Genomic DNA, 13,592 nt, shown 5'->3' with positions numbered 1-13,592 from the left:
GGTGGGCTCGGGCCGGGCCGGGCAGAGCGGAGTGCGGGCATGAGTCTGCTGGTCAAGGGCGCCGACCTGATGGGTCAGGGGCGCACCGACATCCTGGTGCGCGACGGCAAGGTGATCGAGGTCGGCACCGGGCTCGACGTACCGAAGGGCACCGAGACCGTCGACGCGGACGGCCTCATCGCGCTGCCCGGCCTCGTCGACGTCCACACCCACCTGCGCGAGCCCGGCCGCGAGGACGCCGAGACGATCGAGTCGGGCTCGCAGGCGGCGGCCGCCGGCGGCTACGTCGCCGTCATGGCCATGGCCAACACCGAGCCGGTCACCGATACGGCGATCCTCGCCGAGTGGGTCTGGGAGCAGGGCCGGCGATGCGCCTACGCGGACGTGTTCCCGATCGGTGCCGTCACCAAGGGGCTCGCGGGGGAGCAGCTCGCCGAGCTCGGGCTGATGAACCGCAGCCGGGCCCAGGTGCGGATGTTCTCCGACGACGGGCGTTGCGTGCACGACCCGCAGGTGATGCGGCGGGCGCTGGAATACGTCAAGACGTTCGGCGGCGTCGTCGCGCAACACGCGCAGGACCCGCGGCTCGCGCCGCACACCTCCTGCTGCCATGAGGGCGAGATCTCGGGTCGGCTGGGCCTGCCCGGCTGGCCGGCGGTCGCGGAGGAGACGATCATCGCCCGCGACGTCATGCTGGCCCGCCAGACCGGCAGCCGGCTGCATGTCTGCCACCTCTCCACGGCCGGGTCGGTGGAGATCGTCCGCTGGGCCAAGAGCCAGGGGATCGCGGTCACCGCGGAGGCGACGCCGCATCACCTGCTCCTCACGACCGACCTGCTGGCCAGCTACGACCCGGTCTACAAGGTCAACCCGCCGCTGCGCCCCGCCGAGGACGTCGAGGCGGTCCGAGCCGGCCTGGCGGACGGCACGATCGACGTGGTCGCCACCGACCACGCCCCGCACGCGCTCAACGACAAGCAGCACGACTTCCAGGTGGCGGCGTTCGGGATCCTCGGCCTGGAGACCGCGCTCGCGGTCATCACCGAGGTGATGGTGCGCCCGGGCCTGATGAGCTGGGCGGACGTGGCGCAGGCGATGTCCGTGCGGCCCGCGCGGATCGCGCGGCTGGACGGGCACGGGCGGCCCGTGGCGGCCGGCGAGCCGGCCAACCTCACGCTCGTCGACCCGTCGGCGACGGTGACCGTGGACCGGGACGCCAGCCTGAGCAAGTCGCGGAACAACCCGTATCACGGGCGCGAACTGCACGGCCGGGTCGTCACGACGTTGCTGCGCGGCGTCCCGACCCTGCTGGACGGGCGTCTCCAGTGAGCTCGACGGCACCACAGCGAGGCCGGGCCGTCCTCGTCCTCGAGGACGGCCGGGTCTTTCGGGGTCGTGCTTTCGGCGCCGAGGGCACGACGACGGGCGAGATCGTCTTCTCCACCGGCATGACCGGCTACCAGGAGACGCTGACCGACCCCAGCTATCACCGGCAGATCGTGGTCATGACCGCGCCGCACGTCGGCAACACCGGGATGAACGACGAGGACCCGGAGAGCCGCCGGATCTGGGTCGCCGGCTATGTCGTGCGCGATCCCGCGCTGCGGCCCAGCAACTGGCGGTCGCGGCGCAGCCTGGAGGACGAGCTGCGCGGCGCCGGCGTGGTCGGGCTGTGCGACGTCGACACGCGGGCGATCACGCGGCACATCCGGGAGGCGGGGGCGATGCGCGCTGGGATCTTCTCCGGCGCGGCCGCGCAGGCGCCCGATCGGGAGCTGCTGGCCGCCGTGCTGGCGGCGCCGCTGATGTCGGGGGCGCGGCTCGCCGAGGAGGTCAGCACCGACGAGACGTACGTCGTGGCCGCGCACGGCGAGCGCCGCGCGGTGGTCGCGGCCCTCGACCTCGGCATCAAGTCGATGACCCCGCACCGGATGGCGGAGCGGGGGATCGAGGTCCACGTGCTGCCGGCCGGCACGACGTACGAGCAGGTCCGCGCGATCCACGGCGTCACCCCTGGCGCTCTGGCGCGCGGCGGCGGCCCGGACGGCGTGTTCTGCTCCAACGGGCCCGGCGACCCGGCGACCGCGGATGAGCAGGTCGGGCTGCTGCGCCGGATCCTCGCGGACCGGACCCCCTACTTCGGCATCTGCTTCGGCAACCAGCTCTTCGGTCGGGCGCTCGGGTTCGGGACGTACAAGCTCGCGTTCGGGCACCGCGGGATCAACCAGCCGGTGCTGGACCGGGCGACGGGACGCGTCGAGATCACCGCGCAGAACCACGGGTTCGCGGTGGACGCCCCCCTGGACGGGCCGGTGCCGGCGCCGAGCGACGCCGCGGACGGTACGGCGTACGGTCGCGTGGAGGTCTCCCACGTCTGCCTTAACGACCAGGTCGTCGAGGGCCTGCGGTGCCTGGACATCCCGGCCTTCTCGGTGCAGTACCACCCCGAGGCCGCGGCCGGCCCGCACGACTCGGCGTACCTGTTCGACCGCTTCCTCGACCTCATGCTGGACCCGACCGACGCGACCCACCGGGAGGGTGCGGCCTGATGCCGAAGCGCGACGACATTCACAGCGTGCTCGTGATCGGGTCGGGGCCGATCGTCATCGGCCAGGCGGCGGAGTTCGACTACTCGGGCACGCAGGCCTGCCGCGTGCTGCGCGCCGAGGGGCTGCGGGTCATCCTCGTCAACTCCAACCCGGCGACGATCATGACGGACCCGGAGGTGGCCGACGCGACGTACGTCGAGCCGATCACCCCGGCGATCCTCGAGACGATCATCGCCAAGGAGCGCCCCGACGCCGTGCTCGCGACCCTGGGCGGGCAGACCGCGCTCAATGCCGCGATGGCGCTGCACGAGAACGGCGTGCTGGAGCGCTACGGCTGCCCGCTGATCGGCGCCAACGTCGAGGCGATCCGGCTGGGCGAGGACCGCGAGGCGTTCAAGGGCGTGGTGGAGCGGTGCGGGGCGGAGTCCTGTCGCAGCCACATCTGCCACTCGATGGAGGAGGTGTGGGCGGCGGCGGAGGACCTGGGCTATCCGCTGGTGGTCCGGCCCAGCTTCACGATGGGCGGGCTCGGCTCCGGCTTCGCGCATACCCCCGAGGACCTGGCCCGGATCGCCGGGGCCGGGTTGCACGACTCCCCGGTGACCGAGGTGCTCCTGGAGGAGTCGATCCTCGGCTGGAAGGAGTACGAGCTGGAGGTCATGCGCGACCACGCCGACAACGTCGTGGTCGTCTGCTCGATCGAGAACCTCGACCCGTGCGGCGTGCACACCGGCGACTCGATCACGGTGGCGCCGGCGCTGACCCTGACCGACCGCGAATACCAGAAGCTGCGCGACATCGGCATCGCCGTGATCCGCGAGGTGGGCGTCGACACCGGCGGCTGCAACATCCAGTTCGCGGTGGACCCGGCGACCGGCCGGATCATCGTCATCGAGATGAACCCGCGGGTGTCCCGCTCCTCGGCGCTGGCGTCCAAGGCCACCGGCTTCCCGATCGCGAAGATCGCGGCGCGGATGGCCATCGGCTACACCCTCGACGAGGTCCCCAACGACATCACCGAGAAGACCCCGGCGAGCTTCGAGCCCACGCTCGACTACGTCGTGGTCAAGGTGCCGCGGTTCGCGTTCGAGAAGTTCCCCGCCGCGGACCCCACGCTGACCACCACGATGAAGTCGGTCGGCGAGGCGATGGCCATCGGGCGCAACTTCACCGAGGCGCTGCAGAAGGCGCTGCGGTCCTCCGAGCGCAAGGGCGCCGGCTTCCACTGGCGCGGCCCGCGGCCCACCGCGCAGGAGGCGGCCGCGCTGCTTGCCGCCGCAAGCACCCCCACGGACGGGCGGATCGTGCAGGTGCAGCAGGCGCTGCGCGGCGGGTGCACCGTGGCGGAGGTCTTCGAGGCCACCGGCATCGACCCGTGGTTCCTCGACCAGATCGCCCTGCTCAACGACATCGCCGACCAGGTCCGCGGCTCCGGTCGCACCCTGACCCACCTGGAGCCCGAGACACTGCGGCTGGCGAAGCGGCACGGGTTCTCCGACGCCCAGATCGGCGAGCTGGTGGGTCTCGGCGAGGCGGTGGTGCGCGGGGTGCGTCAGGCCCTCGACATCCGGCCCGTGTTCAAGACCGTGGACACCTGCGCGGCCGAGTTCGCGGCCCGCACGCCGTACCACTACTCCACCTACGACGAGGAGACCGAGGTCGCCCCGCGGGAGCGGCCGGCGGTGCTCATCCTGGGTTCCGGCCCGAACCGCATCGGGCAGGGCATCGAGTTCGACTACAGCTGCGTGCACGCCAGCTTCGCGCTGCGGGCGGCCGGCTACGACACGGTGATGGTCAACTGCAACCCCGAGACCGTCTCCACGGACTACGACACGTCGAGCCGGCTCTACTTCGAGCCGCTCACCCTCGAGGACGTGTTGGAGGTCTACGAGGCCGAGAAGGCGGCCGGCCCCATCGCGGGCGTCATCGTCCAGCTCGGCGGGCAGACGCCGTTGGGGCTGGCCAAGGCGCTCAAGGACGAGGGGCTGCCGATCGTCGGCACGTCGCCGGAGGCCATCGACTGGGCCGAGGACCGCGGCCAGTTCGGTCGGATCCTCGACGAGTGCGGGCTGCCGGCGCCGCGGCACGGCACGGCGTACAGCCACGGCGAGGCCGCCGAGGTCGCCCGCGACATCGGCTATCCGGTGCTCGTGCGCCCGAGCTACGTGCTCGGCGGGCGGGGCATGCAGATCGTGTACGACGAGGCGACGCTGCGCGAGTACGTCGAGCGGGCCACCGACGCGAGCCCCGAGCACCCGGTGCTCATCGACCGGTTCCTCGACGACGCCGTCGAGATCGACGTGGACGTGCTCTACGACGGCACCGAGATGTTCGTCGGCGGGATCATGGAGCACATCGAGGAGGCGGGGATCCACTCTGGCGACTCGGCGTGCGTGCTCCCGCCCGTGACGCTCGGGCCCCGCGAGCTGCGCCGGGTGCGCGAGTCCAGCCACGCCCTGGCCCGCGCGCTCGCCGTGCGGGGCCTGATGAACGTCCAGTTCGCCCTGGCCCAAGACGTGCTCTACGTGCTGGAGGCCAACCCCCGGGCCAGCCGGACGGTGCCGTTCGTGGCGAAGGCCACCGGCGTGCCTCTGGCCAAGGCCGCGGCCCGCGTCATGCTCGGCGCGACGATCGCGGAGCTGCGCGCCGAGGGCCTGCTGCCGGCGGTCGGCGACGGCGGCACGATGCCGGTCGACGCGCCGGTCTCCGTCAAGGAGGCGATCCTGCCGTTCAAGCGGTTCCGCACGCACGAGGGTCGCGCCGTCGACTCCGTGCTGGGCCCGGAGATGCGCTCCACCGGCGAGGTCATGGGCATCGACGCCAGCTTCGGGGCGGCGTTCGCGAAGACCCAGATGGGCGCGCTGTGGGGGTTGCCGACCCAGGGCCGGATCTTCGTGTCCATCGCCAACCGGGACAAGCGCGCCATGATCTTCCCGCTGATGCGGCTGGCCGACCTCGGCTTCGAGCTGCTGTCGACGCACGGCACGGCCGACGTGCTGCGCCGCAACGGGGTGTCCGCCACGGTGGTGCGCAAGCACAGCGAGGGACCGGGCGAGCACGGTGAGCCCACGATCGTGCAGATGATCGAGGCGGGGGAGATCGACATGATCGTCAACACGCCCGAGGGCGGCGACGCCCGCCGGGACGGGTACGCGATCCGGACCGCGGCCACGAGCATGGACCGCCCGATCATCACCACGATCCAGCAGCTGGGCGCGGCCGTGCACGGCATCGAGTCGATCCGCACCGCGCCGGCGCGGGTCGCGTCGCTGCAGGAGCACGCGGCGGGCCTCGACCTGGCCGCCGGCGCGGAGCAGGCCCTGCCGGAGCGGCCGGAGCAGATGACCTCGATGACAAGGAGCGCTGCGAGCGGATGAGCGAGGAGATGAGCCCCATCGAGCGAGCCCGGCGGGCGGGGGTGTTCACCCAGCAGGCCAGGGTGGCCGAGAACGTGCGGGAGGGGGCGTACCACCGGATCGTCCTGGAGGTCCCCGAGATCGCCGAGGTCGCGCGGCCCGGGCAGTTCGTCGCGCTCGCGGTCGGCGGCGCCGTCAGCGGGGCGCTGCTGCGTCGAGCGTTCTCGATCAGCTCGGCCACCAAGCCCATCGGCCCCGGACCGGGACGGATCGAGCTCGTGGTGGCCCCGCACGGACCGGGGTCCACCTGGATCACCGAGCAGACCGTGGGCGCCACGCTGGACGTGGTCGGCCCGCTCGGGCGGCCGTTCCCGCTGCCGACGACCGGCGTGCCCTGCGTGCTCGTCGGCGGCGGCTACGGCAGCGCGCCGCTGTTCTGGCTCGGCGACGCGCTGCGGGAACGCGGCTGCCGCAGCTCGATCGTGTTGGGCGCGGCGACGCGTGATCGCCTGTACGGCGTGCGGCGTGCGCAGCAGCTCGGCGGCCAGGTGGTGCTCACCACCGATGACGGCTCGCTCGGCGTCAAGGGGTGGGTGTCCGACGTCCTCGGCGACGTGATCGCCAAGTCGGGGGCGGCGGTGGTCTACGCCTGCGGGCCGATGGGGATGCTCCGCTCGGTGAGCGAGATCGCCGGCGAGAACGGGGCCGTGGCGCAGGTCGCGGTGGAGGAGTCGATGGCCTGCGGCGTCGGGGTCTGCATGACCTGCGTGATGCCGGTGACCGGCAAGGACGGCACGACCCGCATGGTGCGCTCCTGCGTCGAGGGACCGATTTTCCGGGGCGACCGGCTGCGCTGGGAGGCGTTCGAGGACGGCTGGTGTCGGGTGCCCGAGGATGCGCTCGGCGCGCCGAGCACGGGAGGGCACTGATGAACGACCCACGCGAGCCCCGCGACACGCCCGCGGAGCAGGCCCGGGCGGCGCGCCACGACGACGTGTATGACCTGGAGGCGGAGGACCGCCGCGCGCACGCCGAAGCATCGGCGCGCAGCGCCGCGGCCGGCGCGGCGGACGCGGGTCCGGCCGACCCCGACGACCACCGCGCCGAGGGGGAGCCGACCGCGCACGACGCCAGCGGCGTCGACGGACCGGCGGGCGAGGCGCCGCGGGCGGACGCACGCACCGATGCGCGGGTCGAACTGATCTCGGAGGGGGCGACGCCGGCCCCGGCGCCGGTGCGCCCGCCGGTGCGGCACATCCTGCGCGGCATCGACATGGCGGTCGACCTGGGCGTGGACGTGACCATCCCCAATCCGGTGCTCACCGCGTCGGGGTGCGCGGCCAACGGCCGCGAGCTGCACCGCTTCTTCGACGTCGGCGATCTCGGGGCGGTGACGACCAAGACCGTCATGCGCGACCCGCGCTCGGGCCGGGGCACCCCGCGGATGGCCGAGACCCCCGCCGGGATGCTCAACTCGATCGGGCTGCAGGGGCCGGGGATCGCCGCATTCGTCGAGGAGGATCTGGCCTGGCTGAAGTCGGTCGGGGCGCGCGTGCTCGTCTCGATCGCGGGCAACGACGCGGCGGAGTTCGCCGACGTCACCCGGGTGCTGCGCAACAGTGCGGCCTTCGATGCGTGCGTCGGCGTCGAGGTCAACATCAGCTGTCCCAACGTGGCCAACCGGGGCCTCGTCTACGCCTGCGACCCTGCGTCGACGACCGAGGTCATGGAGCAGGTGCGCAGCGAGCTGCCGCCGGACATCCCCGCCTTCGCCAAGCTGAGCCCGGACGTCACGGACATCGTCGCGATCGCCCGCGCCGCGCTGGAGGCCGGGGCCACCGGCCTCACCATGATCAACACCCTGCTCGGCATGGACATCGACACCGACCGGCTGCGGCCGCGGCTGTTGGGGCTCACCGGGGGACTGTCGGGGCCGGCGATCCGGCCGGTGGCGGTGCGCGCGGTCTTCCAGGTCGCCGCCGCGATGCGCGCCGGGGCGCTGCCCACGGCGCCGATCATCGGGGTGGGCGGCATCGCCTCGGGTCTGGACGCGCTGCAGTTCCTGGCGGCCGGCGCCACCGCCGTCCAGGTGGGCACGGCGACCTTCCACGATCCGACGGCGCCGCGGAAGGTCCGCGACGAGCTTGCCGGCGAACTGGCGAGCCGCGGGTACGAGCGGGTCGCCGACGTCGTCGGGATCGCTCACGAACGGCTGCCCTGACCAGGACCACGCGCCCCCGAGCGCCGAAGGAGAACCGGTGACGACGTACGACCAGGCCGTTTCCACCCCGCCGTTCGGCGCCCGCCTGCAGGCGGCGATGCGGTCGCAGGGCCCCCTGTGTGCGGGGATCGACCCCCACCACGCGCTGTTGTCCGCCTGGGGGCTCGACCGCACGCTCGCCGGCGTGGAGCGGTTCGCGCTCACCTGCGTCGAGGCCTTCGCCGGACAGGTGGCCGCCGTCAAGCCGCAGTCGGCGTTCTTCGAGGTCTTCGGCGCGGGCGGGGTGGCGCTGCTGGAGCGGGTCATCGATGAGCTGCGGGCGGCCGGCACGGCGGTGATCCTCGACGTCAAGCGCGGCGACATCGGTTCGACGATGGAGGCGTACGCCGAGGCGTTCCTCGGGCCCGACGCCGTCGCGCCCCCCGACGCCATCACCGTGAGCCCCTATCTGGGCTACGGGTCGCTGCGGCCGGCGATCGACCTGGCGCTGCGGACCGGCCGCGGCGTGTTCGTGCTGGCGCTGACCTCCAACCCGGAAGGGGCCGCCGTTCAGCATGCGCGGGAGGAGGGCTCCGGGCGCAGCGTGGCGGGCCACGTCGTCGCGGGGGTGGCGGCCGACAACGCCGCGGCGGCCGCGCGCGGCGAACTCGGCAGCGTGGGCATGGTGGTCGGCGCCACCGTCGGCGACGCCGTCCGCCGCCTGGGGCTGGACCTGGCGGCCGCGAACGCGCCGCTGCTGGCGCCCGGGGTCGGCGCGCAGGGCGCCACGGCCGAGGACCTGCAGACGGTCTTCGGCGCGGCCCTGCCGACCGTGCTGGCCGCGAGCAGCCGCGAAATCCTTTCTGCGGGACCGGATGTCGCCGCGTTGCGGGCCAGGGCCCGCACGAGCGCGGAACAGCTGTTCGAACTGCTGGGGACGTCATGACCGACACCCCCGGCCAGATGCCTTCGCCGGCGTCCACTGCGGAACAGCCGGCCGAGCGCTCCGCCGTGCTCGCCGAGTTGGCTCAGATCCGCGGCAGCATCGACAACATCGACGCCGCCCTCGTGCATCTGCTGGCCGAGCGGTTCAAGTGCACCCAGCGGGTCGGGCGCCTCAAGGCCGATCACGGTCTGCCGCCGGCGGATCCGGGCCGCGAGGCGCATCAGATCGCGCGGCTGCGGGCGCTCGCGGAACAGGCGCATCTGGACCCGGCCTTCGCGGAGAAATTCCTCACCTTCATCATCGATGAAGTCATTCATCACCATCAGCAGATCGCCTCGGAACGCGAGCGCTAACGATTGGCGCGCCGCGGCGCCGCGCAGTCGGCCCGCCGACAGGAATCAGTCGAACGTACGACACGCCAGGTCAATGGCGGTCCAACCGTTGCACGTGACCGGCGCTTTCGCTAGGTTCAACCCTGGACGACGCGAGAAAGTCCCGGTTAACGGCCTGACACGGCGATGCCGGGCCGGTGAAACCCGACCGACACTGGCAGCTTTTGCGAGGAGATACCCGTGGCCCTACCCCAGCTGACCCCCGAGCAGCGCGCGGAAGCACTTGAGAAGGCCGCGGCTGCGCGCCGCGAGCGGGCTGCCGTGAAGAACCGCCTGAAGAACTCTCAGGGTTCGCTCGCCGACGTGGTCAAGGAGGGCAAGACCAACGACGTGATCGGCAAGATGAAGGTCTCCTCCCTGCTGGAGTCGATGCCGGGTGTCGGGCGCGTGCGGGCCCGCCAGATCATGGAGGAGATCGGGATCTCCGAAACGCGTCGCGTCCGTGGGCTGGGCGCCAACCAGATCGCGGCGCTCCTCGAGCGCTTCAAGCAGGGCTGACCCCTGAGCGTGGAGCCGAGCCGAACCGCCTCGGCGGTTCGGCCCGGCTCGCCGCGCCTCGCGGTCCTGGCCGGGCCGACGGCCGTAGGCAAGGGCACCGTCGCCGCCTGGGTGCGCGAACACCACCCGGAGATCTGGATGTCGGTCTCTGCCACGACGCGCGCCCCGCGCCCCGGTGAGCAGGACGGCCGCCATTACTACTTCGTCACGGACGAACGCTTCGACGAGATGGTGGCCGGCGGCGAGCTGCTGGAGTGGGCGACCGTGCACAACCTCGCGCGCTACGGCACGCCGCGAGGCCCAGTCGAGCAGGCCCTGGCCGACGGGCGCTCGGTGCTCCTGGAGATCGACCTGCAGGGGGCCCGCCAGGTGCGCGCCTCGATGCCGGAGGCGCTCTTCGTGTTCCTCGCGCCGCCGAGCTGGGACGTCCTCGTCCAGCGGCTGCTGGGTCGGGGCACCGAGACCGCTGCGGAGCGGCGCGCGCGCCTGGCCACCGCCTTGGTGGAGATGAAGGCGGCCAAGGAGTTCGACGTCGTCATCGTCAACGACGAGGTTCGGCGGGCCGCGGAAGAGCTCGTACACTTGATGGCGGCGGGAACCCATCCTGCGCCGGGCGGCGCGCGTCCCACGACGTACGAGCCGCCGCCGCAACCCGCCCTGCGCACCACCGCCCCCGAACGAAACGAGTGAGAGTGTCCGGCACCGTCGCGAACCCGATCGGCATCACCAACCCGCCTATCGACGACCTCCTCGAGGCCGCCGAGAGCAAGTACGCCCTGGTGATCTACTCGGCCAAGCGCGCCCGCCAGATCAACGCCTACTACAGCCAGCTGTCCGAGGGACTGCTGGAGTACGTCGGGCCGTTGGTGGAGACCCAGGTCCACGAGAAGCCGCTCTCGGTCGCGCTGCGCGAGATCAACGGCCAGCTCCTGACCTCCACGCCCATCGAGGGCTGAACCCTGCGCGTCGTCCTCGGTGTCGGTGGTGGCATCGCGGCCTACAAGGCGTGCCTGCTGTCCCGACTGTTCAGTGAGGCGGGCGACGATGTCACGGTCGTCCCCACCGAGGCGGCGCTGCACTTCGTCGGCGCCGCCACCTGGGAGGCCCTGTCGGGCCACCCGGTGAGCACCTCGGTGTGGGACGGGGTCGACGAGGTGCGCCACGTCCGGATCGGGCAGCACGCCGACCTGGTCGTCGTCGCGCCCGCCACAGCCGACCTGCTCGCCCGTGCCGCGCACGGCCTGGCGAATGACCTGCTGACGAACGTGCTGCTCACGGCGCGCTGTCCGGTCGTGATGGCGCCCGCCATGCACACCGAGATGTGGCTGCATGCCGCGACCCAGGCCAATGTCGCGCTGCTGCGCGCCCGCGGGGTGCACGTCATCGACCCGGCCGTCGGCCGGCTGACTGGCGCGGACAGCGGCCCGGGCCGGCTTCCCGAGCCTGAGCACATCCACGCCCAGGCCTTGGCCGTGCTCGGCGGCGGCGCCGCGACGGCGCGCCTGCAGCCACCGGCCCTGGCCCGCGATCTCGCCGACCGGCGCATCGTGATCACCGCCGGCGGCACCCGCGAGGCCCTGGATCCGGTCCGCTATCTCGGCAACCGCAGCTCCGGCAAGCAGGGCTACGCCCTGGCCGCGGCGGCGGCCGCCCGTGGCGCCATCGTGGAGCTGATCAGCGCCAACGTGGGTCTGCCGGACACCATGTCCGGGCCCGATCGGTTCGACCACGGGGCGGTCACCGTGCACCGGGTGGAGTCCGCCCGCGAGCTGGAGGAGGCCGTCGCGGCGGCGTACCCGCACGCGGACGCGATCATCATGGCCGCCGCCGTCGCCGACTTCCGGCCGAAGACCTACGCCGCGCACAAGATCAAGAAGACCCACGGCGCCGGGCACGACGAGGACGCGCCGGTCATCGAACTGGTCCGCAATCCGGACATCCTCGCCGGGCTGGTGCGCCGCCGCGGGGACGCGGCGGCGCAGTACCCGGTCATCGTGGGGTTCGCGGCCGAGACCGGCGACGAGACCGGCTCCGTGCTGGACCTGGCCCGGGCCAAGCTCGCCCGCAAGGGCTGCGATCTCCTGGTCGCCAACGAGGTCGGGCGCGACGCGGTGTTCGGCAAGGACGTCACGACCGTGGCGATCCTGGCCGCCGGCCGCCACGACCCGGTCGCCGAGGTGACTGGCTCGAAGGAGGAGGCCGCGCAGGCCGTCCTCGACGCCCTCCGGCCACTGCTGTAGCGCCCCCGTGGGCGCAGCTCGCCCCGTATCGCCGCGGCGTCCGGGACCGCCGTGCCGGCCCGGATAAGATTGCCTGGTGGGCCGATTCCGGCCCAGACCGCAGCATCGTCAGCATCGCTTTCGCGTCGCCAGCCCGAGGAGTCATCCGTGGCCCGTCTGTTCACCTCCGAGTCCGTCACCGAGGGACACCCCGACAAGATCTGCGACCAGATCTCCGACTCGATCCTCGACGCGATGCTGCAGCAGGACCCGCACGCGCGGGTCGCCGTCGAGACGATGGTGACCACCGGGCTGGTGCACGTGGCCGGCGAGGTGGCCACGATCGGCTACGTCGACATTCCCCGCCTGGTCCGGGAGACGATCGTCGGGATCGGCTACGACAGCTCGGTCAAGGGCTTCGACGGTCGCACCTGCGGCGTCGAGATCTCGATCGGCGAGCAGAGCTCGGACATCGCGCAGGGCGTCGACACGGCGTACGAGTCCCGCACCGGCGGCACCGACGCCAAGGACAAGCAGGGCGCGGGCGACCAGGGCTTGATGTTCGGCTACGCCTGCCAGGACACCCCCGAGCTGATGCCGCTGCCGATCTTCCTCGCGCACCGCCTCGCCGAGCGCCTCACGGCCGTCCGCAAGTCCGGCCAGATGGCCTACCTGCGGCCGGACGGCAAGACGCAGGTGACCATCGCGTACGACGGCGACAAGGCGGTCCGGCTGGACACGGTCGTCGTGAGCACCCAGCACGCCGCGGACGTGAGCCTGGAGGCGCTCCTCGCCCCCGACGTGGAGAAGTGGGTCATCAAGCCGGTGCTGGAGGACCTCGCCGACTCCGGGGTGGCGCTGTCCCACGAGGGCCTGCGCACGCTCATCAACCCGACCGGGCGGTTCGAGATCGGCGGCCCGATGGGCGACGCCGGGCTGACGGGTCGCAAGATCATCGTCGACACCTACGGCGGCATGGCCCGCCACGGCGGCGGCGCCTTCTCCGGCAAGGACCCGAGCAAGGTGGACCGGTCGGCGGCGTACGCCACCCGGTGGGTCGCCAAGAACGTCGTCGCCGCCGGGCTGGCCGGTCGGTGCGAGGTGCAGGTCGCCTACGCGATCGGCAAGGCGCAGCCGGTGGGACTGTACGTCGAGACGTTCGGCACCGAGACCGTCCCGGTGGACACGCTGGAGAAGGCCATCACCGAGGTGTTCGACCTCCGGCCCGCCGCGATCATCGAGGAACTCGACCTGCTGCGGCCGATCTACCAGGTGACCGCCGCCTACGGGCACTTCGGACGCACTTCGCACGCCGGCGTGACCAACCCCTTCACGTGGGAGCGCACCAACCGGGTCGAGGAACTGCAGCGCGCGGCGGGCTGAGGCTCGATCTGGCTCGGCGGCCGGCCGCAGGGCGGCGAGGCCGCGGGCG

General features: G+C 72.5%; 12 protein-coding genes. All 12 read left to right on the top strand.

Annotation, left to right across the window (positions count from 1 at the left end):
* Positions 1–39: 39 nt before the first annotated feature.
* The 12 genes from IPK37_19405 to IPK37_19350 all read left to right on the top strand — a co-directional run bounded on the left by IPK37_19405 (position 40) and on the right by IPK37_19350 (position 13,543).
* Complete coding sequence (locus IPK37_19405; protein QQS00897.1) at positions 40–1,329, top strand: dihydroorotase; 1,290 nt, start codon at positions 40–42, stop codon at positions 1,327–1,329.
* Complete coding sequence (carA, locus tag IPK37_19400) at positions 1,326–2,549, top strand: glutamine-hydrolyzing carbamoyl-phosphate synthase small subunit (GenBank protein QQS00896.1); 1,224 nt, start codon at positions 1,326–1,328, stop codon at positions 2,547–2,549. The genes IPK37_19405 and carA overlap by 4 nt, the downstream gene beginning before the upstream one ends.
* Positions 2,549–5,926 (top strand): carbamoyl-phosphate synthase large subunit, encoded by a 3,378-nt coding sequence (gene carB / locus IPK37_19395; GenBank protein QQS00895.1) that lies wholly within the window; start codon positions 2,549–2,551, stop codon positions 5,924–5,926. Before carA ends, carB begins: the two co-directional genes overlap by 1 nt.
* A gap of 8 nt (positions 5,927–5,934) precedes the next feature.
* Positions 5,935–6,834: a dihydroorotate dehydrogenase electron transfer subunit gene (locus tag IPK37_19390; protein ID QQS03028.1), complete on the top strand. Its 900-nt coding sequence runs from the start codon at positions 5,935–5,937 to the stop codon at positions 6,832–6,834.
* Between the two features lie 344 nt (positions 6,835–7,178).
* A complete protein-coding gene (locus tag IPK37_19385) occupies positions 7,179–8,126 on the top strand; it encodes a dihydroorotate dehydrogenase (GenBank protein QQS03027.1) in 948 nt (315 codons plus the stop codon).
* Positions 8,050–9,051 carry an orotidine-5'-phosphate decarboxylase gene (pyrF, locus tag IPK37_19380; GenBank protein ID QQS00894.1) on the top strand — a complete coding sequence of 334 codons (1,002 nt, stop codon included), beginning with the start codon at positions 8,050–8,052 and terminating at the stop codon, positions 9,049–9,051. The genes IPK37_19385 and pyrF overlap by 77 nt, the downstream gene beginning before the upstream one ends.
* A gap of 17 nt (positions 9,052–9,068) precedes the next feature.
* Positions 9,069–9,404: a chorismate mutase gene (locus tag IPK37_19375; GenBank protein ID QQS03026.1), complete on the top strand. Its 336-nt coding sequence runs from the start codon at positions 9,069–9,071 to the stop codon at positions 9,402–9,404.
* 219 nt (positions 9,405–9,623) lie between these two features.
* The gene (locus IPK37_19370) at positions 9,624–9,941 is read left to right on the top strand and encodes a 30S ribosomal protein S13 (protein QQS00893.1); all 318 of its coding nucleotides are present in this window, start codon (positions 9,624–9,626) and stop codon (positions 9,939–9,941) included.
* A 9-nt stretch (positions 9,942–9,950) separates the two neighbouring features.
* Positions 9,951–10,631, top strand: coding sequence for a guanylate kinase (gene gmk / locus IPK37_19365; protein ID QQS00892.1), 681 nt, complete (start codon positions 9,951–9,953; stop codon positions 10,629–10,631).
* A gap of 2 nt (positions 10,632–10,633) precedes the next feature.
* Positions 10,634–10,897 (top strand): DNA-directed RNA polymerase subunit omega, encoded by a 264-nt coding sequence (locus IPK37_19360; protein ID QQS00891.1) that lies wholly within the window; start codon positions 10,634–10,636, stop codon positions 10,895–10,897.
* A 3-nt stretch (positions 10,898–10,900) separates the two neighbouring features.
* Complete coding sequence (coaBC, locus tag IPK37_19355; GenBank protein QQS03025.1) at positions 10,901–12,181, top strand: bifunctional phosphopantothenoylcysteine decarboxylase/phosphopantothenate--cysteine ligase CoaBC; 1,281 nt, start codon at positions 10,901–10,903, stop codon at positions 12,179–12,181.
* 147 nt (positions 12,182–12,328) lie between these two features.
* Positions 12,329–13,543 carry a methionine adenosyltransferase gene (locus IPK37_19350; GenBank protein ID QQS00890.1) on the top strand — a complete coding sequence of 405 codons (1,215 nt, stop codon included), beginning with the start codon at positions 12,329–12,331 and terminating at the stop codon, positions 13,541–13,543.
* The last annotated feature ends 49 nt before the right edge of the window (positions 13,544–13,592 follow it).

The organism is Austwickia sp., assembly GCA_016699675.1.
Classification (GTDB): Bacteria; Actinomycetota; Actinomycetes; order Actinomycetales; family Dermatophilaceae; genus Austwickia.
Note: the sequence above shows the minus strand (reverse complement) of the source record. Positions and strands in the feature narration are given on the sequence as shown.